The sequence below is a fragment of the Bacillus cereus group sp. RP37 genome (assembly GCF_040459695.1).
Classification (GTDB): Bacteria; Bacillota; Bacilli; order Bacillales; family Bacillaceae_G; genus Bacillus_A.
On record NZ_JARVHP010000001.1, the window covers coordinates 1,576,472 to 1,591,301 of the forward strand.

Sequence of the window (14,830 nt, forward strand, 5' to 3'; positions counted from 1 at the left end):
GATTTCAGTTTTCTGACACTTTATTGTAGACAGCGTGCCAATCATCTTATACAATGGCAATGTAATGTTTTTTAAACATTAAAAAACTTTTCGAGTAAAACAGGAAAACAGGGGAGGATGGGACCATGAATATCCATGAGTACCAAGGTAAGGCAGTCCTTAGAAGCTATGGGGTTAGCGTTCCGAACGGGAAGGTTGCATTTACAGTAGAAGAAGCTGTAGAAGCAGCGAAAGAATTAGGAACGGATGTATGTGTAGTAAAAGCACAAATTCACGCTGGTGGACGCGGCAAAGCTGGCGGAGTAAAAGTTGCAAAAAATTTAGATGAAGTTCGTACACATGCAGAAAGCATTTTAGGAACTACACTTGTGACACATCAAACAGGTCCTGAAGGTAAGGAAGTAAAACGCTTACTTATCGAAGAAGGTTGCGATATTAAAAAAGAATATTATGTAGGTCTTGTTTTAGATCGTGCAACTTCTCAAGTTGTTTTAATGGCATCTGAAGAAGGTGGAACAGAAATTGAAGAAGTAGCAGAGCAAACACCTGAAAAGATCTTTAAAGAATATATTGATCCAGCAGTAGGCTTACAAGGCTTCCAAGCGCGCCGAATCGCATTTAACATCAATATTCCAAAAGAGCTTGTAGGACAAGCTGTGAAGTTTATGATGGGCTTATACCGTGCGTTTATTGAAAAAGATTGCTCTATCGCGGAGATTAACCCACTTGTTACAACAGGTGACGGTAAAGTTATGGCATTAGATGCGAAATTAAACTTTGATTCTAATGCTTTATATCGCCATAAAGACATTTTAGAACTTCGTGATCTTGATGAAGAAGATGCAAAAGAAATTGAAGCTTCTAAATATGACTTAAACTACATTCCTTTAGATGGAAATATCGGTTGTATGGTTAATGGTGCAGGTTTAGCGATGGCTACAATGGATATCATTAAACATTACCATGGCGATCCAGCTAACTTCTTAGATGTTGGTGGCGGTGCGACTGCTGAAAAAGTTACAGAAGCATTCAAAATTATCCTTTCTGACAAAAATGTAAAAGGTATTTTCGTTAACATTTTTGGTGGCATTATGAAGTGTGATGTTATCGCAGAAGGTGTTATTGAAGCAACGAAACAAGTAGGTCTTGAATTACCTTTAGTTGTACGTCTTGAAGGTACAAACGTAGAGTTAGGTAAGAAAATTTTAAATGAGTCTGGCTTAAATATTGTTGCAGCAGAATCTATGGCAGACGGTGCACAAAAAATTGTTTCACTAGTGGGCTAATAGAAAGCGGGGGAGAAAAATGAGCGTATTAGTTAATAAAGATACAAAAGTTATTGTTCAAGGTATTACAGGTTCTCAAGGGTTATTCCACACAAAACAAATGATTGAATACGGTACGAAAATTGTCGGTGGTGTAACGCCAGGTAAAGGTGGCACTGATATTGAAGGTGTACCAGTATTTGATACTGTAGAAGATGCAGTGAAAGCAACAGGCGCAAACGCTTCAGTTGTATACGTTCCACCCGCTTTTGCGGCTGATGCAATTATGGAAGCAGTTGATGCAGAAATTGACTTAGTAGTATGTATTACTGAAGGAATTCCTGTATTAGATATGGTAAATGTAAAGAGATATATGGCTGGTAAACATACACGTTTACTTGGACCAAACTGTCCAGGTGTTATCACGCCTGATGAATGTAAAATCGGTATTATGCCAGGATACATTCATAAAAAAGGTCATGTAGGTATCGTATCCCGCTCTGGTACATTAACGTATGAGGCTGTACATCAGTTAACACAAGAAGGTATTGGCCAATCTACTGCTGTAGGTATCGGCGGGGACCCAGTTAACGGTACAGACTTTATTGATGCGTTAAAAGCATTTAATGAAGATGAAGAAACACATGCTGTAATTATGATTGGTGAAATCGGTGGTACAGCCGAAGAAGAGGCAGCTGAATGGGTGAAAGCTAATATGACAAAACCTGTTGTAGGCTTCATTGGTGGCCAAACAGCGCCTGCTGGCAAACGTATGGGCCATGCTGGTGCAATCATTTCTGGTGGTAAAGGAACTGCTGCTGAAAAGATTAAAACGATGGAAGCTTGTGGTATTAAAGTAGCGGAAACTCCAGCGGTTATGGGTGAAACGCTAATCTCTGTCTTAAAAGAAAAAGGTCTATTTGAGACTTGTAAAAACTACTAATCTGTTGAAAGACACCTTCTTGCTTGAAGGTGTCTTTTTACACACTTCTTGTTTACATAATAAAAATTATGGGTAAGGAGAATTAGGATGAAAAGAGAACGATTATTACATCTTCATTATTTTTTAGCAGATCATTGGAAGGCGATGGAAAGACTACTATATGTCGATCCAGAATTGAAGGGAATATACACTTTTAATGCAAAACAAATGGAATACTACACTGGAATATCCTCGAAAAAATCTTCAGAATTAGTAAATTTTCTTCAAAGTTCAAATCTCTTGCAATATATATCTTATTTAGAGAAAAATCGAATCTTTTATATGACTATATGGGATGAAGATTATCCACAATTATTACGTGAAATACAGGATCCACCCTTTGTGTTATATGGAAAAGGAGAGAAGGATTTTCTCAATAGAGTGAATAAATTAGCGGTTATTGGAACGAGGGAACCGACTTTATATGGACATGAGAGTTTAAAATTTATTTTACACCCCTTATTAGAAAGGGAATGGCTTATTGTCAGTGGGTTTGCAAGAGGGATAGATACAATGTCTCATGAAATAACAGTAAGACAGCATTGCCCGACTATAGCAATACTAGGACATGGATTATCGTATATGTATCCAAAAGAGAATAGACATTTATATGGAACGTGGAATGAATATATATTGTTATTAACAGAGTATCCGCCGCACTATGCACCGAAAAAATGGTATTTTCCAAAAAGGAACCGGATTATTAGTGGTATAAGTAAGGGTGTTTTAGTTGTAGAAGCGAAATCAAGAAGTGGAACACTTATTACTGCGGACCTTGCTTTAGAGCAAAATAGAGAGGTATTTGCACTTCCTGGACCTATATTTATAGATAGTGCATCAGGAACGAATTATCTGATTCAACAAGGAGCAAAACTAGTAAGAAATGCAGAAGATATCTTGGAAGAGATTATAAATTAACCTTATATTTTTATGTTTTTATTAAACAATTATTGACAAATGGTAGATAGGCGCTGTATGGTATATTCATTCTTGATTGACAAAAACAAGAGAAATCAATAAGATTGATGAAGACTTGAATCCACCTCTTAAGGAGGCACTAGCATGTCAGATTACCTCGTAATCGTGGAGTCGCCTTCTAAGGCGAAGACCATTGAGAAATATTTAGGGAAAAAATACAAAGTTGTCGCGTCTATGGGACACGTTCGCGATTTACCTAAAAGTCAAATGGGGATAGAAGTAAAGAACAACTTCACCCCGAAGTATATTACCATTCGTGGTAAAGGTCCCGTCTTAAAAGACTTAAAATCAGCGGCAAAAAAAGCAAAGAAAGTCTATCTCGCGGCCGATCCAGACCGCGAAGGGGAAGCGATTGCTTGGCATTTAGCTAATACGTTAAATGTGGACGTTGAATCAGATTGCCGAGTTGTGTTTAATGAGATTACAAAAGATGCAATCAAAGAGTCATTTAAACATCCTCGTGCGATTAATATGGATTTAGTAGATGCACAACAAGCAAGGCGTATACTAGATCGTCTTGTTGGTTACAATATTAGTCCTTTATTATGGAAGAAAGTAAAAAAAGGATTAAGTGCAGGACGCGTACAATCTGTAGCAGTTCGTTTAATTATTGAACGTGAAAGAGAAATTCAAAGCTTTGAGCCTGAAGAATTCTGGACAATTAAGACGGAATTTGTGAAAGGGAAAGACACATTTGAAGCAAGCTTTTACGGTGTAGATGGTGAAAAAGTTCAATTAACGAATGAAACGCAAGTGAATGAAATAATTGAACAGATGAAAGATAATGCGTTTTCAGTTGAAAATGTAACGCGAAAAGAGCGAAAACGTAATCCTGCATTACCGTTTACAACATCTTCCTTGCAACAAGAGGCAGCGCGTAAGTTAAACATGCGAGCAAAGAAAACAATGATGCTCGCGCAGCAATTGTATGAAGGGATAGATCTTGGAAAGCAAGGGACTGTAGGTCTTATTACGTATATGAGAACTGACTCAACACGTATCTCAGAAACAGCTCAAACAGAGGCGCGTACTTACATTACTGAGTCGTTTGGTGCGGAATACATAGGAACAGAAAAGAAGAAAGAAACGAAAAAGTCGAACGCGCAAGATGCGCATGAGGCAATTCGTCCTACTTCGGTAATGAGAAGGCCAGAGGAACTAAAGAGTTTCTTAAGTCGTGATCAACTTCGGTTGTATAAACTGATTTGGGAGCGATTTGTTGCAAGTCAAATGGCGTCTGCTATAATGGATACTGTGACAGCTAGACTCATTAATAACAATGTTCAGTTCCGTGCAAGTGGATCGGTTGTAAAGTTTCCAGGATTTATGAAAGTGTATGTAGAGTCGAAAGATGACGGGGCTGAAGAAAAGGATAAAATGTTGCCACCTTTAGAAGTAGGGGAAACGGTATTTTCCAAGGATTTAGAACCGAAGCAACACTTTACACAACCTCCGCCGCGCTATACAGAGGCTCGTCTAGTAAGAACACTTGAAGAGCTTGGAATTGGAAGACCGTCGACTTACGTACCGACACTTGAAACGATTCAAAAACGTGGATACGTAGGTTTGGATAATAAACGCTTCGTTCCAACTGAACTTGGTGAAATAGTAATTGAACTTATTTTAGAGTTTTTCCCAGAAATTATTAACATTGAATTTACTGCTAACATGGAGCAAAGTCTTGATGAAGTAGAAGAAGGAAATGCGAATTGGGTAAAAATTGTTGATGATTTCTACGTAGGCTTTGAACCGCGTTTAGAAAAAGCGGAAAAAGAAATGCGTGAAGTAGAAATTAAAGATGAACCAGCTGGGGAAGACTGTGAATTGTGTGAGCACCCAATGGTCTTTAAAATGGGTAAATACGGGAAATTTATGGCTTGTTCGAATTTCCCAGATTGTCGTAATACAAAACCGATTGTGAAAGAAATCGGTGTTACTTGTCCGAAGTGTGATAAAGGTCAAATTATTGAACGTCGTAGTAATAAAAAGAAACGTCTTTTCTATGGGTGCGGTACGTATCCAGAGTGTGACTTTGTATCTTGGGATAAACCAATTGGTCGTAAATGTCCGAAGTGCGAAGGTATGCTTGTAGAGAAGAAGTTGAAAAAAGGCGTGCAAGTACAATGTATTTCGTGTGATTATGAAGAAGAACAACAAATGTGAGCGTAACTGCTCACATTTTTTTCGGGAAGAAAAGGAAAGGTGATATATATGACAACACAAGTAGTAAACGTCATTGGCGCAGGTCTTGCAGGAAGTGAAGCAGCTTACCAAATTGCAAAACGAGGTGTCCAAGTAAAATTATATGAAATGAGACCAGTAAGGCAAACGCCGGCTCATCACACAGATAAATTTGCAGAGTTAGTATGCAGTAACTCGCTTCGCGCAAACACATTAACAAACGCTGTTGGTGTTATTAAAGAAGAAATGCGTTTAATGGACTCTGTTATTATTCGTGCAGCTGATGAGTGCTCTGTACCAGCAGGAGGGGCTTTAGCTGTAGATCGTCATGAATTTGCGGCAAAGGTAACAGAGTATGTGAAAAACCATCCGAACGTAACTGTGATGAATGAAGAAATTACTGAAATTCCAGAAGGACCTACTGTTATCGCGACAGGTCCACTTACGTCTCCTGATCTTGCTGCACAATTAAAAGAATTAACAGGTGAAGATTATTTTTATTTCTATGATGCTGCAGCACCGATTGTTGAGAAAGACAGCATTGATATGAATAAAGTATATTTAAAGTCTCGTTACGATAAAGGTGAAGCTGCATATTTAAACTGCCCAATGACGGAAGAGGAATTTGACCGTTTTTACGAGGCTTTAATTGCTGCTGAAACAGTACCTTTAAAAGAATTTGAAAAAGAAATTTTCTTTGAAGGTTGTATGCCGGTAGAAGTTATGGCAAGTAGAGGAAGACAGACGCTAGTATTTGGACCGATGAAACCTGTTGGATTAGAAGATCCGAAAACAGGAAAAACGCCATATGCTGTTGTTCAGTTACGTCAAGATGATGCAGCAGGAACGTTATACAATATCGTAGGTTTCCAAACGCATTTAAAGTGGGGACCACAAAAAGAAGTGTTACAGTTGATTCCAGGACTGGAAAACGCAGAGATTGTACGTTATGGTGTAATGCATCGTAATACTTTTATTAATTCACCTAACTTGCTTCGTCCAACATATCAATATAAACAACGTGATGATTTATTCTTCGCTGGTCAAATGACTGGAGTAGAGGGATATGTTGAATCAGCGGCGTCAGGATTACTAGCGGGTATTAACGCTGCTCGACTTGTGAAAGGTGAAGAACCGGTTGTATTACCGCCTGTAACTGCAATGGGAAGTATGGCGAATTATATTACTGCGACAAACGCGAAAAACTTCCAGCCAATGAATGCAAACTTCGGTTTGTTTGCACCGTTAGAGAAGAAAGTTAAGAGGAAAGCAGAACGAAATGAAGCATATGCAACACGCGCTTTAGAAACAATTCAAAATTTTGTAAATATTTAGTTAAATTTCTTGCAAAGGCTACTAAGTTGTGATACGATTTAGTAGCCTTTATTGAGGTGAATTGTGTGAATGTGAAGAAATTGTTACAATTATTCGTTGGATATTTACAAATTGAAAGAAATTATTCAAAATATACAATTGCAAGTTATCAAAATGATTTAGAACATTTTGTGCAATTTATGGAGCGAGAAGGCATATCCTCTTTTTTAGATGTTACATACGCGGATGTTCGTTTGTACTTAACGACGTTGCACGATGAAAAGTTAGCCCGTAAATCTGTCGCAAGAAAAGTATCAAGCTTACGAAGTTTATATCGTTTTTTGATGCGTGAAGGTTATCGGAAAGATAATCCTTTTGCACTTGCGTCACTCCCCAAAAAAGAATTGTCAATCCCAAAGTTTTTATATGCTGAAGAATTAGAGGAATTATTTGAAGTTTCTGATACGGAAACGCCGCTAGGTCAAAGGAATCAAGCTTTATTAGAGTTGATGTATGCGACTGGGATCCGTGTGAGTGAATGTGTCAATTTACAACTTACCGATATTGACTTCGCGGTGGGAACAATTTTAGTAATGGGAAAAGGAAAAAAACAAAGGTATATTCCGTTCGGAAGCTATGCGCAAGATGCTTTAATTACTTATATAGAGAACGGGAGAAAACAGTTAGCTCACAAAACTGAAGAACACTCTCATATGGTATTTTTAAATGCGAAAGGCACGCCGCTAACAAGTCGAGGGGTACGCTATGTATTAAACGAACTCATTAAGAAGGCTTCACTGACAATGCGGATAAGTCCCCATATGTTAAGGCATACATTTGCTACACACATGTTAGATGAAGGGGCGGATTTACGTACTGTACAGGAACTACTCGGTCATGAGAATTTGTCGACGACACAAATTTATACGCATGTCTCTAAAGAAAGATTGCGTTCTGTCTACATGAAGCATCACCCGCGGGCATAAATTGCTTTTAAAGCTATAAAAACATATAAAGGAGTTTTTTCTATGGGAAATTTCCACGCTACAACGATATTTGCAGTTCATCATAATGGAGAATGTGCAATGGCTGGAGATGGTCAGGTGACAATGGGAAATGCAGTTGTAATGAAACATACAGCTCGTAAAGTCCGTAAACTTTTCCAAGGGAAAGTTTTAGCTGGCTTTGCAGGTTCCGTTGCTGACGCATTTACTCTTTTTGAAATGTTTGAAGGGAAATTAGAAGAGTACAATGGGAACTTGCAGCGTGCTGCAGTTGAAATGGCAAAACAATGGCGTGGCGACAAAATGTTACGTCAGCTAGAAGCGATGCTCATTGTCATGGATAAAACAACTATGCTTCTTGTTTCAGGTACAGGAGAAGTGATTGAACCGGATGATGGTATTTTAGCGATTGGATCTGGTGGGAATTATGCGCTTTCTGCAGGTCGTGCTTTAAAGCAATATGCAAGTGAACATTTAACAGCGAAGCAAATTGCGAAAGCGAGTTTAGACATTGCTGGCGATATTTGTGTTTATACAAACCACAATATAATTGTGGAAGAATTGTAGAATCGTAAGGGAGGCATTTTATATGCATTTACATTTTACTCCGCGTCAAATTGTGGAAAAATTAGATCAATACATTATCGGTCAAAAAGATGCGAAGAAAGCGGTTGCTGTAGCTTTGAGAAATCGATACCGTCGAAGTAAATTAGCTGAAAATCTACGTGATGAAATTGCACCTAAAAATATTTTAATGATTGGACCGACAGGTGTTGGTAAAACAGAGGTAGCACGACGAATGGCGAAACTCGTTGGAGCACCTTTTATTAAGGTTGAAGCTACGAAATTTACAGAAGTTGGATATGTAGGTAGAGATGTAGAATCGATGGTACGTGACCTTGTGGAAGCGTCGGTCCGTATCGTAAAAGAAGAAATGGTAGTGAAAGTTCAAGACAAAGCAGAAGAACAAGCGAACCAACGTCTTGTTGAAATTTTAGTGCCGAGTCCGGAGAAACAATCTGGATTTAAAAACCCATTAGAAATGCTATTTGGCGGTGCTCAAAATTCGAATCAAACATCTGATGCACAGGAAGATGTTGAAATCGAAAAGAAACGTCAAGATGTAGAAAGAAAGCTTGCTGCAGGACTTCTTGAAGATGAAATTGTATCGATTGAAGTGACTGAGCAACAGTCTTCCATGTTTGATATGTTACAAGGAACTGGCATGGAACAAATGGGAATGAATTTCCAAGATGCATTAGGAAGTTTTATGCCGAAAAAAACAAAAAAACGTAAACTTTCTGTGAAAGAAGCAAGAAAACTCTTGACAAATGAGGAAGCACAGCGCTTAATTGATATGGATGAAGTTACACAAGAGGCTGTTTATCGTGCTGAACAGCTCGGGATTATTTTTATCGATGAAATTGACAAAATTGCTGGTAAGCAGTCGAATAGCGTAGATGTATCACGTGAAGGTGTGCAACGTGACATTTTACCAATTGTAGAAGGATCGAATGTTGCGACAAAATACGGATCAGTAAAAACGGATTATATTTTATTCGTTGCAGCTGGAGCGTTTCATATGTCTAAACCGTCAGATTTAATTCCGGAACTGCAAGGGAGATTTCCGATTCGAGTAGAATTAACAAAATTATCGACAGATGATTTTGTTAAAATATTAATCGAGCCTGACAATGCGTTAATTAAACAATATATGGCTTTATTAGCGACTGAAGGTATAGAAATTGAATTTTCAGACGAAGCTATTCGTAGGATTGCTGAGATTGCTTATCAAGTTAATCAGGATACAGATAATATTGGAGCAAGAAGACTTCATACGATTATGGAGAAGCTCCTTGAAGATTTATCGTTTGAGGCATCTGAAATTACGTTAGAGAAAATAACGATAACACCTCAATACGTTGAGGAGAAATTAGCAACGATTGCTAAAAATAAAGATGTGAGCCAGTTTATTTTGTAATTGTGTCATCAGGTGACTCGCCCTAGTTTCCAAGTGATGAAAAAATATGTGAGTAACATGTAGGAGGAACTTTTGAAATGGAATTATTAGCAAAAACAAGAAAATTAAATGCGTTATTACAGAGCGCAGCAGGAAAGCCTGTAAACTTTAGAGAAATGTCTGACACAATGTGTGAAGTAATCGAAGCGAACGTATTCGTAGTAAGCCGTCGTGGTAAATTACTAGGTTATGCAATTCACCAACAAATTGAGAATGAGCGTATGAAACAAATGCTTGCAGAGCGTCAATTCCCGGAAGAATACACACAAAGCTTATTCAACATTACAGAAACATCTTCTAACTTAGATGTAAACAGTGCTTACACAGCATTCCCAGTAGAAAATAGAGAATTATTCGGTCAAGGTTTAACTACAATCGTACCAATCGTTGGTGGCGGTGAGCGTCTAGGTACATTAGTGTTAGCTCGTCTTGGTCAAGAGTTCTTAGATGATGATTTAATCCTTGCTGAATACAGTTCAACTGTAGTAGGTATGGAAATCTTACGTGAAAAAGCGGAAGAAATCGAAGAGGAAGCACGTAGTAAAGCTGTTGTTCAAATGGCGATCAGCTCATTATCTTACAGTGAGTTAGAAGCAATTGAGCATATCTTCGAAGAATTAAATGGAACAGAAGGTTTACTTGTTGCAAGTAAAATTGCTGATCGCGTAGGAATTACTCGTTCTGTAATCGTAAATGCACTACGTAAATTAGAAAGTGCTGGTGTTATTGAATCTCGCTCTTTAGGTATGAAAGGAACATACATTAAAGTGCTAAACGACAAGTTTCTACAGGAACTTGCTAAATTAAAAACAAACTAATTTATATAAAAACTCTCCTCGGTTGAGGAGAGTTTTTTGTTTTTTTAAGAGAATGATTTTGCTTACGTAAGGCGTCGTGACAACGTTCATTAGAAAACTATTAATTAACCTTCACCGCCTTGCTTAAAGGAAGTGAAGGTTGGGAATACTAGAATTCGAGCGTGAAAAAAAGAAAGTTTTACATTGTTCGCATTTTCGACTTGATTGTAATATTTCAGTATGATATAGTAAGCAGTGGTGTCAGTACAAAGTACACACGTTTACTGATTTAAGTGTTGGTGCTACGTTTGTAGTTTCGCTTAGAGATGAAGTAAACGGAGGATATCAAAAACCATTTAGGAGGAACTAAATTATGTCAGTAATTTCTATGAAGCAATTGCTTGAAGCTGGTGTTCATTTCGGACATCAAACTCGTCGTTGGAACCCAAAAATGAAGCGTTACATTTTCACAGAGCGTAACGGTATCTACATCATCGACTTACAAAAAACTGTGAAAAAAGTTGAGGAAGCTTACAGAACGATGCGTGACATCGCTGCTGAAGGTGGAGACATCTTATTCGTAGGTACTAAAAAACAAGCACAAGAAGCTATTAAAGAAGAAGCAACTCGTGCTGGTATGTACTTCGTTAACCAACGTTGGTTAGGTGGAACTTTAACAAACTTCCAAACAATCCAAAAGCGTATCAAGCGTCTTAAAGACATCGAAAGAATGCAAGAAGATGGTACTTTCGAAGTACTACCTAAGAAAGAAGTTGTTCAACTTAAAAAAGAGTTAGAGCGTCTTGAGAAATTCTTAGGCGGTATTAAAGATATGAAAGGTCTTCCAAGTGCATTATTCGTAGTAGACCCTCGTAAAGAGCGTATTGCAGTTGCTGAAGCGCGCAAATTACACATTCCAATCATCGGTATCGTTGATACAAACTGTGATCCAGACGAAATCGATCACGTTATCCCAGCAAACGATGATGCAATTCGTGCTGTAAAACTTCTTACATCTAAAATGGCAGACGCGATCCTTGAAGCAAAACAAGGTGAAGAAACTGTTACTGCGTAACAAATTTGGAAAGGTGATAAGGGGTTCGGCCTTTTATCACCTTTTTTAAGGTATAAACACCTTTTTAAAAAGGTATAAATACATATTTTAGGAGGATGAAAAATATGGCAATCACTGCACAAATGGTAAAAGAACTTCGTGAAAAAACAGGCGCAGGTATGATGGACTGCAAAAAAGCTTTAACTGAAACTAATGGCGACATGGAGAAAGCAATTGACTTCTTACGTGAAAAAGGTATTGCAAAAGCTGCTAAAAAAGCAGACCGCATCGCTGCTGAAGGTTTAACTTTCATCGAAACAAACGGTAACGAAGGTTTAATCTTAGAATTAAACTCTGAAACTGATTTCGTTGCGAAAAACGAAGGTTTCCAAGCGTTAATTAAAGAATTAGCTGCTCACTTATTAGCTAACAAACCAGCTAACATTGAAGAAGCTATGGCTCAAACAATCGAAGGCGGCAAAACAGTAGAAGAGCACATCAACGAAGCAATCGCTAAAATTGGTGAAAAACTTACACTTCGTCGTTTCGAAATCGTATCAAAAACTGATGCAGATGCATTCGGCGCTTACCTACACATGGGTGGACGTATTGGTGTATTAACAGTTCTTGAAGGTTCTACTGATGAAGCTGCTGCTAAAGATGTTGCAATGCACATCGCTGCAGTTAACCCTAAATACATCGACCGCGATGCTGTAACAGCTGAAGAAGTTGAGCATGAGCGTCAAGTATTAACACAACAAGCATTAAACGAAGGCAAGCCTGAAAAAATCGTTGCAAAAATGGTTGAAGGCCGTCTAGGCAAATTCTTCGAAGAAATTTGCTTACTTGACCAAGCATTCGTTAAAAACCCTGATATGAAAGTTCGTCAGTTCGTTGAGTCTAAAGGCGGAACATTAAAAGGATTCGTTCGCTACGCTGTTGGTGAAGGTATCGAAAAACGCGAAGACAACTTTGCTGAAGAAGTAATGAACCAAGTAAAAGGTAGCAACTAATAAAGATTAGGGAACACATTGTGTTCCCTTTTTTAAAATAAAGATGTAAGCAATTGGAGGTTCATTATGAGTAAACCGAAATATAATCGTGTCGTATTAAAGCTAAGCGGAGAAGCGTTAGCTGGCGAACAAGGATTTGGAATTAACCCATCTGTTATTAAATCAGTTGCGGAACAAGTGAAAGAAATTGCAGAACTTGATGTAGAAGTTGCTGTTGTTGTTGGTGGCGGAAACATTTGGCGTGGGAAAATCGGAAGTGAAATGGGAATGGATCGTGCTGGAGCAGATTACATGGGTATGTTAGCAACAGTTATGAACTCATTAGCTCTTCAAGATAGCCTAGAGAACATTGGAATTCAAACTCGTGTTCAAACTTCAATCGAGATGCGTCAAGTAGCAGAGCCTTACATTCGTCGTAAAGCAGTTCGTCATCTAGAGAAAAAACGTGTTGTGATCTTTGCAGCAGGTACAGGTAACCCATATTTCTCTACAGATACAACGGCAGCACTTCGTGCAGCGGAAATCGAAGCAGACGTTATCTTAATGGCGAAAAACAATGTAGATGGCGTATATAATGCAGATCCATCTCTTGACCCAACAGCTACGAAATACGAAACACTTACTTACTTAGATGTATTAAAAGAAGGTTTAGGTGTAATGGATTCAACAGCTTCTTCTTTATGTATGGACAATGATATTCCATTAATTGTATTCTCGGTTATGGAAAAAGGTAATATTAAACGTGCCGTTTTAGGCGAAAATATTGGAACAGTTGTAAGGGGGAAATAAATATGGGACAACAAGTATTGAAGTCTTCAAATGAAAAAATGGAAAAAGCAGTTGCTGCTTACTCTCGTGAATTAGCAACAGTTCGTGCAGGTCGTGCAAGCTCGTCTGTATTAGATAAGGTACAAGTTGATTACTATGGTGCACCAACACCTGTTGTGCAATTAGCGAACATTACAGTTCCAGAAGCACGTTTACTTGTAATTCAACCTTATGATAAAACTTCTATCGGTGATATTGAAAAAGCAATCTTAAAAGCAGATTTAGGCTTAAATCCTTCTAATGATGGAACTGTAATTCGTATTGCATTCCCTGCATTAACAGAAGAGCGTCGTCGTGATCTTGTAAAAGTTGTGAAAAAATATGCTGAAGAAGCAAAAGTTGCTGTTCGTAACGTACGTCGTGACGGTAACGATGATCTTAAGAAGCTTGAAAAAGCTGGCGATATTACAGAAGATGATTTAAGAGGATATACTGAAGATATCCAAAAAGAAACAGATAAATATATTGCAAAAGTTGACGAAATCGCAAAAAACAAAGAAAAAGAAATCATGGAAGTGTAATAGCGATACCTTCGCAAATATGACCCTCTTCTTAAGGGGGTCTTTTTACACTTTTAGGCATACGTCTGCTTGCTGGAGGGTATGAATGATGTTTAAAAACTTTCCTTTTTTTAAAAGTAAAAAGGTCGCATCGTTTGATCATCTCGTTGAAAAAGTGAAAAAAGGATACATCCCAGAACATATTGCTATCATTATGGATGGTAATGGAAGATGGGCAAAGAGGAGAGCGATGCCTCGTATTGCGGGACATCATGAAGGCATGCAAGTTGTAAAGAAAATCACAAAATTTGCAAGCAAACTTAATGTGAAAGTATTAACTCTTTATGCTTTTTCAACTGAGAACTGGAAAAGACCGAAAAAGGAAGTTGACTATTTAATGAGGCTTCCAGAAGAATTTCTAGGTACATTTTTACCAGAATTGATTGAAGAGAACGTTCAAGTTCGAGTAATAGGACAACAAGATCGTCTTCCTACGCATACACGCAGAGCGATGGAAAAGGCCATGGAAGATACGAAAGAGAATACGGGATTAATTCTTAATTTCGCGTTAAACTATGGAAGTCGAGATGAAATCGTTTCTGCTGTGCAACATATGGTGAAAGATAGTGAGGAAGGAAAAATTCGTGTTGAAGATGTAAGTGAAGAAATGCTTTCTTCCTATTTAATGACGAGTTCTTTACCTGACCCAGAGTTGTTAATCCGTACGAGCGGAGAGCTACGGATTAGTAATTTCATGTTATGGCAAATTGCATATTCGGAATTTTGGTTTACAGATGTGTATTGGCCAGATTTTACCGAGGAACATTTGCTAAATGCAATTACAGACTTTCAGCATAGAGGGCGCAGATTCGGAGGCGTGTAGAAAGAGAGGGT

The 14,830-nt window shown here is 38.1% G+C and carries 14 protein-coding genes; all 14 read left to right on the top strand.

The features are described from left to right. The first annotated feature begins 125 nt into the window (after window positions 1-125). The 14 genes from sucC (at window position 126) to uppS (ending at window position 14,819) form a co-directional block, all read left to right on the top strand. A complete protein-coding gene (gene sucC, locus QCI44_RS08460; RefSeq protein ID WP_353811071.1) occupies window positions 126-1,286 on the top strand; it encodes an ADP-forming succinate--CoA ligase subunit beta in 1,161 nt (386 codons plus the stop codon). A 19-nt stretch (window positions 1,287-1,305) separates the two neighbouring features. Then, window positions 1,306-2,208, top strand: coding sequence for a succinate--CoA ligase subunit alpha (gene sucD / locus QCI44_RS08465; RefSeq protein WP_000115178.1), 903 nt, complete (start codon window positions 1,306-1,308; stop codon window positions 2,206-2,208). A gap of 87 nt (window positions 2,209-2,295) precedes the next feature. After that, window positions 2,296-3,165 (top strand): DNA-processing protein DprA, encoded by an 870-nt coding sequence (dprA, locus tag QCI44_RS08470; RefSeq protein ID WP_016086605.1) that lies wholly within the window; start codon window positions 2,296-2,298, stop codon window positions 3,163-3,165. 144 nt (window positions 3,166-3,309) lie between these two features. Continuing rightward, window positions 3,310-5,388, top strand: a complete 2,079-nt coding sequence (gene topA / locus QCI44_RS08475; RefSeq protein WP_016086606.1) for a type I DNA topoisomerase — start codon at window positions 3,310-3,312, stop codon at window positions 5,386-5,388. A 48-nt stretch (window positions 5,389-5,436) separates the two neighbouring features. Beyond that, window positions 5,437-6,741, top strand: a complete 1,305-nt coding sequence (trmFO, locus tag QCI44_RS08480) for an FADH(2)-oxidizing methylenetetrahydrofolate--tRNA-(uracil(54)-C(5))-methyltransferase TrmFO (protein WP_000211997.1) — start codon at window positions 5,437-5,439, stop codon at window positions 6,739-6,741. Between the two features lie 65 nt (window positions 6,742-6,806). Continuing rightward, window positions 6,807-7,706 carry a tyrosine recombinase XerC gene (xerC, locus tag QCI44_RS08485; RefSeq protein ID WP_001101238.1) on the top strand — a complete coding sequence of 300 codons (900 nt, stop codon included), beginning with the start codon at window positions 6,807-6,809 and terminating at the stop codon, window positions 7,704-7,706. Between the two features lie 42 nt (window positions 7,707-7,748). After that, window positions 7,749-8,291 carry an ATP-dependent protease proteolytic subunit HslV gene (hslV, locus tag QCI44_RS08490; RefSeq protein ID WP_000526271.1) on the top strand — a complete coding sequence of 181 codons (543 nt, stop codon included), beginning with the start codon at window positions 7,749-7,751 and terminating at the stop codon, window positions 8,289-8,291. A 22-nt stretch (window positions 8,292-8,313) separates the two neighbouring features. Then, complete coding sequence (gene hslU / locus QCI44_RS08495; RefSeq protein WP_016086607.1) at window positions 8,314-9,705, top strand: ATP-dependent protease ATPase subunit HslU; 1,392 nt, start codon at window positions 8,314-8,316, stop codon at window positions 9,703-9,705. Between the two features lie 77 nt (window positions 9,706-9,782). Further along, window positions 9,783-10,562 (top strand): GTP-sensing pleiotropic transcriptional regulator CodY, encoded by a 780-nt coding sequence (gene codY / locus QCI44_RS08500; RefSeq protein WP_000421290.1) that lies wholly within the window; start codon window positions 9,783-9,785, stop codon window positions 10,560-10,562. A 352-nt stretch (window positions 10,563-10,914) separates the two neighbouring features. After that, on the top strand, window positions 10,915-11,616 hold the full coding sequence (rpsB, locus tag QCI44_RS08505; protein ID WP_000111485.1) for a 30S ribosomal protein S2: 702 nt from the start codon (window positions 10,915-10,917) through the stop codon (window positions 11,614-11,616). A 104-nt stretch (window positions 11,617-11,720) separates the two neighbouring features. Beyond that, window positions 11,721-12,608, top strand: coding sequence for a translation elongation factor Ts (gene tsf, locus QCI44_RS08510; protein ID WP_001018584.1), 888 nt, complete (start codon window positions 11,721-11,723; stop codon window positions 12,606-12,608). A 66-nt stretch (window positions 12,609-12,674) separates the two neighbouring features. Beyond that, window positions 12,675-13,397 carry a UMP kinase gene (gene pyrH / locus QCI44_RS08515; RefSeq protein WP_000042667.1) on the top strand — a complete coding sequence of 241 codons (723 nt, stop codon included), beginning with the start codon at window positions 12,675-12,677 and terminating at the stop codon, window positions 13,395-13,397. Between the two features lie 2 nt (window positions 13,398-13,399). Then, the gene (gene frr, locus QCI44_RS08520) at window positions 13,400-13,957 is read left to right on the top strand and encodes a ribosome recycling factor (protein ID WP_000531504.1); all 558 of its coding nucleotides are present in this window, start codon (window positions 13,400-13,402) and stop codon (window positions 13,955-13,957) included. A gap of 85 nt (window positions 13,958-14,042) precedes the next feature. Then, complete coding sequence (gene uppS, locus QCI44_RS08525; RefSeq protein WP_000971311.1) at window positions 14,043-14,819, top strand: undecaprenyl pyrophosphate synthase; 777 nt, start codon at window positions 14,043-14,045, stop codon at window positions 14,817-14,819. The last annotated feature ends 11 nt before the right edge of the window (window positions 14,820-14,830 follow it).